Genomic DNA, 278 nt, shown 5'->3' on the forward strand with positions numbered 1-278 from the left:
GCATTTTTAGAAAAACGTCAGCCTGACTGGAGTTATCAATGATGGAGGCTAAGGCTATGGAGGATAACGCTATGGATAAAAACGCGATGGATGTGGTCTTGTTTGAAGAGCGCGTATGTGCCGACGGCAAACGGCTCGCAATCGCAACCCTGAATGTGCCTGCGACTTTAAACGCCTTATCGCTGCCTATGGTGCAGCTGCTGACTGCGCGCCTGCAGCAATGGGCCAGCGATCCGCAGGTTGCGCTGGTGCTGTTGCAGGCGAGTGGTGACAAAGCT

At 53.6% G+C, this 278-nt stretch carries 1 protein-coding gene; it reads left to right on the forward strand.

Going from position 1 to position 278, the window contains the following annotated elements; all coding sequences use genetic code 11:
* Window positions 1–38 precede the first annotated feature (38 nt).
* On the forward strand, window positions 39–278 hold a 240-nt coding region (locus KDM89_RS22225), incomplete at its 3' end, for an enoyl-CoA hydratase/isomerase family protein (RefSeq protein WP_230428034.1).

The sequence above is a fragment of the Cognatundibacterium luofuense genome (assembly GCF_018139685.1).
In the GTDB taxonomy this organism is placed as follows: domain Bacteria; phylum Pseudomonadota; class Gammaproteobacteria; order Burkholderiales; family Burkholderiaceae_D; genus Undibacterium; species Undibacterium luofuense.